At 50.1% G+C, this 6,361-nt stretch carries 5 protein-coding genes; 4 read left to right on the plus strand and 1 reads right to left on the minus strand.

What is annotated here, in order from left to right; genetic code table 11:
• Positions 1–13 precede the first annotated feature (13 nt).
• The 4 genes from J4G38_RS18850 to J4G38_RS18865 all read left to right on the plus strand — a co-directional run bounded on the left by J4G38_RS18850 (position 14) and on the right by J4G38_RS18865 (position 5,164).
• Positions 14–928 carry a M20/M25/M40 family metallo-hydrolase gene (locus J4G38_RS18850; RefSeq protein ID WP_210519737.1) on the plus strand — a complete coding sequence of 305 codons (915 nt, stop codon included), beginning with the start codon at positions 14–16 and terminating at the stop codon, positions 926–928.
• 264 nt (positions 929–1,192) lie between these two features.
• Positions 1,193–2,599, plus strand: a complete 1,407-nt coding sequence (locus J4G38_RS18855) for an MBOAT family O-acyltransferase (RefSeq protein ID WP_210519736.1) — start codon at positions 1,193–1,195, stop codon at positions 2,597–2,599.
• Positions 2,600–2,611: 12 nt separating this feature from the next.
• Positions 2,612–3,877 (plus strand): alginate O-acetyltransferase AlgX-related protein, encoded by a 1,266-nt coding sequence (locus J4G38_RS18860; RefSeq protein WP_226163554.1) that lies wholly within the window; start codon positions 2,612–2,614, stop codon positions 3,875–3,877.
• Positions 3,878–3,916: 39 nt separating this feature from the next.
• Positions 3,917–5,164, plus strand: coding sequence for an alginate O-acetyltransferase AlgX-related protein (locus J4G38_RS18865; RefSeq protein ID WP_210519733.1), 1,248 nt, complete (start codon positions 3,917–3,919; stop codon positions 5,162–5,164).
• 44 nt (positions 5,165–5,208) lie between these two features.
• On the opposite strand, the gene J4G38_RS18870 is transcribed toward J4G38_RS18865, so the two are convergent.
• A complete protein-coding gene (locus J4G38_RS18870; RefSeq protein WP_210519922.1) occupies positions 5,209–6,180 on the minus strand; it encodes an acyltransferase family protein in 972 nt (323 codons plus the stop codon).
• Positions 6,181–6,361: the final 181 nt, after the last annotated feature.

A 6,361-nucleotide genomic window follows, 5' to 3' on the forward strand; every position in this document is an offset into this window, starting at 1 on the left:
ATTTCCTTTGGCTATGCAACTGCTCCATTCCCTTTGCCGGTTCCCGGCCCCATCCGGCAACGAGGCCGCCTTGTCTGGGTTTGTGCTCGACTACGTGCGGCAGAACCAGGCCGCATGGGAGCACCAGCCCCAAGTCATTGCCGACGAAAGATTTCAGGACAGCATCCTGCTGGTGTTCGGCCAGCCTCGCACGGCCGTATTCGCCCATCTCGACAGCATTGGATTCACGGTGCGGTATGGCCGCCAGCTGGTGCGCATCGGCGGCCCTCAGGCCGAGGCAGGCTACCGTTTGGTAGGGCACGATTCGCAAGGGGAAATTGACTGTACGCTAACCATCGACGAGGAAACCGGCGAACTGGGCTATGCGTTCCACCGCGAAATCGACCGTGGCACGGAACTTACCTTCTACTGCGATTTTCGCGAAACCGATACCACCGTCCAAAGCTGCTACCTCGATAACCGCCTGGGGGTCTGGAACGCCTTGCGTCTTTGCGAAACCCTGAAACACGGCATCATCGCTTTTTCCTGCTGGGAGGAACACGGCGGCGGCTCGGTCGCCTATCTGGCAAAATTCATCTATGAAACCTACGGTGTGCACCAAGCCTTGATTTGTGACATTACCTGGGTGACGGAAGGCGTGAGTGCCGGGCAAGGCTGTGCCATCTCGCTGCGTGATTCACTAATCCCCCGTCGGGCTTACGTCGACCGCATTCGAGCTATTGCGACCCGGTCGGGCATTCCGTACCAGCTGGAGGTAGAAGGAAGCGGTGGCTCCGATGCCAAGGAATTACAGCATGCTTCTCAGCCTTGGGACTGGTGCTTTGTAGGGGCTCCCGAAGACAACGTTCATTCGCCAAATGAACTGGTCAACAAGAAGGATATTGTCAGTATGCTATCGCTTTATAAAGTGTTATTAAAAGAATTGTAATACTGGGGCTATTGATTCGCATGGATATAGTATATAATTATTTGGATAATAAATAAGAGTTCGATAGCTACATGTTACGTATTCCCGAAATGGACTTGCAATAAGCATAGCCGGCTGCAACCTGTGGATAACAGATGCATGGGATAAGTCCAGTATGTAGAATGCTGAATAAGAATTACTTGCATCGCCGTTTTAGTTACAAGGTTGTAAAGCTCAACTTAAAAATCTTATATTTGCCGCTGCACGCATAATTTTTTCCAGTATATGCTATTTAATAGCTACGTCTTTCTCTTTGTTTTTTTACCTATCCTGCTACTTGTTTATTACGGGATACTGCGTACCATAAAAGCGCGCAATGCCTGGCTCACCGTAATGAGCTATATTTTCTATGGGTGGTGGAATCCGGTATTTTGCCTCTTGATGATTGCCTCCACGGCTTCCGATTATATAATTGGCAAGCATTTATACAAAGCTGAAACGGAGGGACGACGCAAACTACTTATCACGCTCACCATTATTGTTAATCTATCGGTACTCGGGTTTTTTAAGTACTATAATTTCTTTGCGGGTAGTATCAACGGAATGTTTACTTGGCTGCATCTGCCGGTCTACGCGCCGGTGATTGCCAATCTGATACTGCCAATTGGCATCAGCTTTTACACTTTCGAGTCACTGTCATACACGATTGATATTTACCGGCGGGAAGTAAAGCCAGCCAAGAATATTGTAGATTTCTTCTGCTTTATCTCGCTGTTTCCGCACTTAATAGCCGGGCCTATTATGAGGTATATCGATTTGGACCGGCAGTTAAAAGACCGTACGCACTCCGAAGGAAAGTTTGCAGTTGGCATTATTTTCTTCGTAACAGGCTTGCTCAAGAAGCTGATTATTGCTGATAATGTAGCCCCCATGGCCGATGCGCTGTTCAATTCACACACGGCCACCACTACCTTGGATGCCTGGCTGGGTAGCCTGGCGTATACGATGCAGATATATTTTGATTTTTCGGCCTATTCTGATATGGCAGTGGGGCTAGGCCTAATGATTGGCTTCGAAATCATTCAGAATTTTAATTCGCCTTATCAATCCACCAGCGTTCAGGATTTTTGGCGCCGGTGGCATATTTCGCTTTCAAGCTGGTTGCGCGATTATCTCTATGTGCCACTAGGAGGCAACCGCAAAGGGAAGTACCGCACCTATCTGAACCTCATTATCGTAATGCTATTGGGAGGACTCTGGCACGGGGCCGCCTGGACTTTTGTTATCTGGGGGCTATACCACGGAGTATTGCAGGCAGTGGAGCGCGCCCTCGGGCCCCGCCATCCTCTGAAGCAACTGCCGGTGTGGGGCCAGAAACTGGTTACGTTTCTATTGGTAATGGTGGGGTGGGTATTTTTTCGGGCCACCGATTTCAGCATAGCTTTCCGCATTCTGGGCAATATGGTTGGTTACACGGGTAGCCGTCCGGTTACGCCGTTGCACTTGGCTTACCCAGCTGGACTGCTGTTTTTGGCGTTTGCGACCGTGGTTTCAATGGCTTATCCCAACCTCTGGAATCAACCCGTGCGCTTGAACCTGCGCACGGCTCTGGTGTACGGCGCGGGCCTGGTCGTAAGCATCGTATTGATTATGACTCGGCAAAATAGTCCGTTTCTATATTTCCAATTCTAAAAATAGTTGTTCGTGCGTCATCATTGGCTGAATCTGCGTTCCCGGCTGCGACAGACTTTTTTTGGTCCTCCTTATCACCCCGCCGACCACGCCGCTTTGACACCAAAGGGTGGGGAACGCGGCATTCGGACCGTGTTGATTGTGGTCGGTACTTTGTGGCTGGCCTTGGTGGTGTTTGATAATGTAGCCCGTCCGTGGCAGCGCCCGCCCAAGAGTTGGCAGTTTTTTCAGGGACCTCGGGAGTTTAATGAAGCCCCCAACCAAGTACGTAAGCGCGATTTTTCGCGCACAAGCGGGGATTTGGCGCGTGACCTAGGCGTCAATAGTTTAGCCTGGCCCTACTTTGCAGCCGAGGATACAACACCTGCTTACCTGGAAACGGACGCGCAAGGATTTCGTACGGTAAAATCCGCATCGCCTTTCGCCGGTGCTTTGTGCGGCGATTCTTTCTCCAATAATAATTCTTTTGCCGATAGCCTGACCCGCGCTACGGGGCTGGGGTTTGGCAACCAAGCCATTGAAGGGAGAGGGACGCTTACTATGGCGCGCTTTCTAGAGGACTGGCCCGCCGCATATCGGGATGCGCACGTAGTAATCTGGGAAAGTACCCAACGCGCCGGTAGTGCTGATTTTACTAGCCTAATCGAGCGCCGACGGTTGCTTCGGCAGACATCCAACCAGCATTGGCAGTGGCGACAGTCGCTCCTGTGGCCCTCAAATGCGGATTTGTACTTGGGCGGCAGTTCGCTACTAAAGCCGTTATTGGACAAGGTACAGAAAGAAGTCAAATGGTGGCTATTGAAAAAGCATACGGACCTCATCGTCTTGGGCCGCCGAGATTTGCCCACTGGCCTATCGCCCATGTTGTATTTGGGGAGCGACGAAGCCATCCGCCCTCAAGCTACTACGCGAGCAGAAATTGATATCATCGCTGATAATGTGGCCGAAGTAAACCGTGACCTCAAAAACCGGGGGCAACAGCTGGTATTCACAATTGCCCCAGAGAAAAGCATTGTGTATCCCGACCGCCTGCCGCAAGGCTTGCAGGCTCGTACAAACTATATTACTGATTTGAACAAGGCTCTACGCCAGCGGGGCGTGCACGTGGTTGACTTGAGTCGTGGCTTGCGGCAAATAGCCCAGGCCAATCCACATGTGCTATACTATTACTCCGCTGATACGCATTGGACGCCTGCCGGTATGGCAGTTGCTTCGCGCATCATCGCAGACAGCCTGACTCATTGGCGAATTATTTCTCCCCCGCAACGGCCCATTTAGCAAATACAGCCAACGCCGAAGCCGTCATCAGTCTCGCAAATGAATAAGCTGATAAAACCATTGCGGACCCGCATAAGGTATATTTTCTTTGGCCCTACTTACCAGGTTGCCAACCACAGCGCGCTCACGTCACGGGGCAACCAGCGCCAAATCCGACTACTTCTTGTTGTTGCCGGTGGCATCTGGCTGGCTTTGGTGACCACCGACGGCATTGCTCGGTACTGGGAGCGCAGGCCGAAAAGCTTGCGCACGATTAAAGGTGCCAACGTGCTCAACCAGCGGCCCAATCTTCGGCAGCAGCCGTGGCCCTTGGAAGGTAATCTGGCGCGCAAGCTTGCCGTGGCGCAATTAGAGCAGCCGTATGCTGCGGCAGAAGACACTACGGCCCGGTACCTCACCACCGATGCTTACGGCTACCGGTTGGGTAATTCGCTGCCCCCGTATCAGGTAGTGTTGTGTGGGGATTCGTTTTTCGACAACAATATAATTGCCGATAGCCTTGCCCGCTACAGCAAATTATCGGTCGGAAACATGGCTATTGACGGTAGAGGCCCATTATCAATGGTGCGCTTTCTGGCGGCTGCACCGCCCGCTTATCGCGAAGCCAAAATTGTGGTATGGACCAAAATAGAATCTGCCGTCAAGCGTACGGAATTTGAGAGCATGGCAGGACAATTCAAGGAACTACTGCCCCAGTCCCGTCTCAAATCCATGAAACATAGCTGGGAGCAGTCCATCTTGTGGCCCGCGAGCCTGGATTTGTACCTGACCGAATCATCGGCGCTCAAGCATTATCTCACCCGTATTAGCAGTGAGGTTGAATGGACGCTCACCGGCCAGTATACCAGCGAAATAGTACTGGGCCGGCAAAATCTACCGGTAGGGCAGGTGCCCATGCTGTTTCAGGCGATTGATGCAGGATTACTTCCCGCCCCCTCGACGGAAGATTTGCTGTTCATCGCTGACCGTATCGCAGAAGTAAACCAGCAGTTGCGGCAGCGTGGCATCACATTATTCTTTGCGCTGGCCCCTGATAAGTCTACTATATACCAGGAGCGACTGCCCCAAAGCCATCCGTTTAGAGCGCATTTTGAAGCTCAGCTAGAAAATCTATTGCATGCGCGGGGCGTAAAAACAATCGGTTTATCGCAGGGGATTAGGAAAGCAGCTTTGGAGCGCCCTACGGTTTCGCTGTACTACACTACTGATACGCATTGGAATGAACTAGGCCAATCATTGGCTGCTCATATTATTGCTGATAGTATAAAACACAGTCAAATGAAATAAGGGGGCAATCCTGATTCAGCATATGGAGCAATAAAAAGCCTGTTCTAGACTTTTTGGTCGAGCCAGGTTAATAATTTATTGGCTTGTGTCCCCAAAGTCTTGCTGTAACGCTTTTCAACCAGAACATGGATTAGGTATGCAGCAATCAACATCACTAGTATTGTTGTGCCAAGCAGTACATATTTGTTGAATAGGTGACCAATACGACAAAATGCAATAAAGGCAATTTCACTGTGCACGAGGTAAAGTGGGTACGTTAACGCCCCCAACCAAGCCAGCCAGGTAAACCGGCTCAGGTCAATTTTTCGAAAAGATATTAAAGCGAATAATATAAAGAAAAAAGTAATACTACCTGCTATTATTATTTGTGAATAATGAACATTATAGGAAGCCGATAGTACAGGCGCTTGGCTGGTTGCTGACTTTACTGCTAAACCATAAGCCACAAATAACAGTGCGTAGCGTAAGCGAGTCCGGCCCAATGGCTGCTGAAGCAGATAAAACAGTATTCCCGCAGCGAAGAAAGGAGCATATCCAGGAAAAAATAAGATTGCGAGGGGCGTTCCACTGTGAGCTAGATGGGGAATTGCTGCAAATCCCAACCAACACAATAGAAACCAATCAATGTGACGCATAAACTTAAACCCAATGAGAATTGCAATTAGAAAATAGAAAGTTATTTCTACGGATAGTGACCAGTAGGGGCCATCAATTCCCGTTATGCCAATAAATTCGTGTAGCATGGTCATGTTGCCTACGTACTGGCTAATTCCAGCAATTAAGTAGGGTGACATTAGCGTGTCGTTAGGCCTGGTTCCCCAAATAGATTTCACTGCAAACGTTAGTGTACAGGCCACCCAAAATGCTGGGTAAAGGCGAGTAATCCGGGAAATAAAAAACTGTCTGACAGTTTTCCCCTGGGCGCTGAGCAAAACTACGTAGCCGGAAATAATGAAGAAAAGCTCAACCCCTAAATATCCATATTTCGTAAATCTGCCTATCTCTACAAACGGTATTGGGCTGTATTTTCCTTGGGCGTATCCCCAGAAAGTATACTAGACTTGTTGCAGCGCCCGGCTAGCTCGATATTTGAGGGATGAAACTTTCGATTCAGGATTTGAAAACGCCTCGCCAATGGCGGTCCGCGTTGGGGTGTGACGCGCATCACTTCGCGCAGCTGCTGGTGGTGTTCCGACG

Origin of the sequence: Hymenobacter terricola, assembly GCF_017921975.2 — a bacterium.
In the GTDB taxonomy this organism is placed as follows: Bacteria; Bacteroidota; Bacteroidia; order Cytophagales; family Hymenobacteraceae; genus Hymenobacter; species Hymenobacter terricola.

Excerpts from the sequence above, each read along its gene's own strand:
- J4G38_RS18850 (WP_210519737.1), top strand. The coding sequence starts at position 14 with ATGCAACTGCTCCATTCCCTTTGCCGGTTCCCGGCCCCATCCGGCAAC.
- J4G38_RS18855 (WP_210519736.1), top strand. The coding sequence starts at position 1,193 with ATGCTATTTAATAGCTACGTCTTTCTCTTTGTTTTTTTACCTATCCTG.
- J4G38_RS18865 (WP_210519733.1), top strand. The coding sequence starts at position 3,917 with ATGAATAAGCTGATAAAACCATTGCGGACCCGCATAAGGTATATTTTC.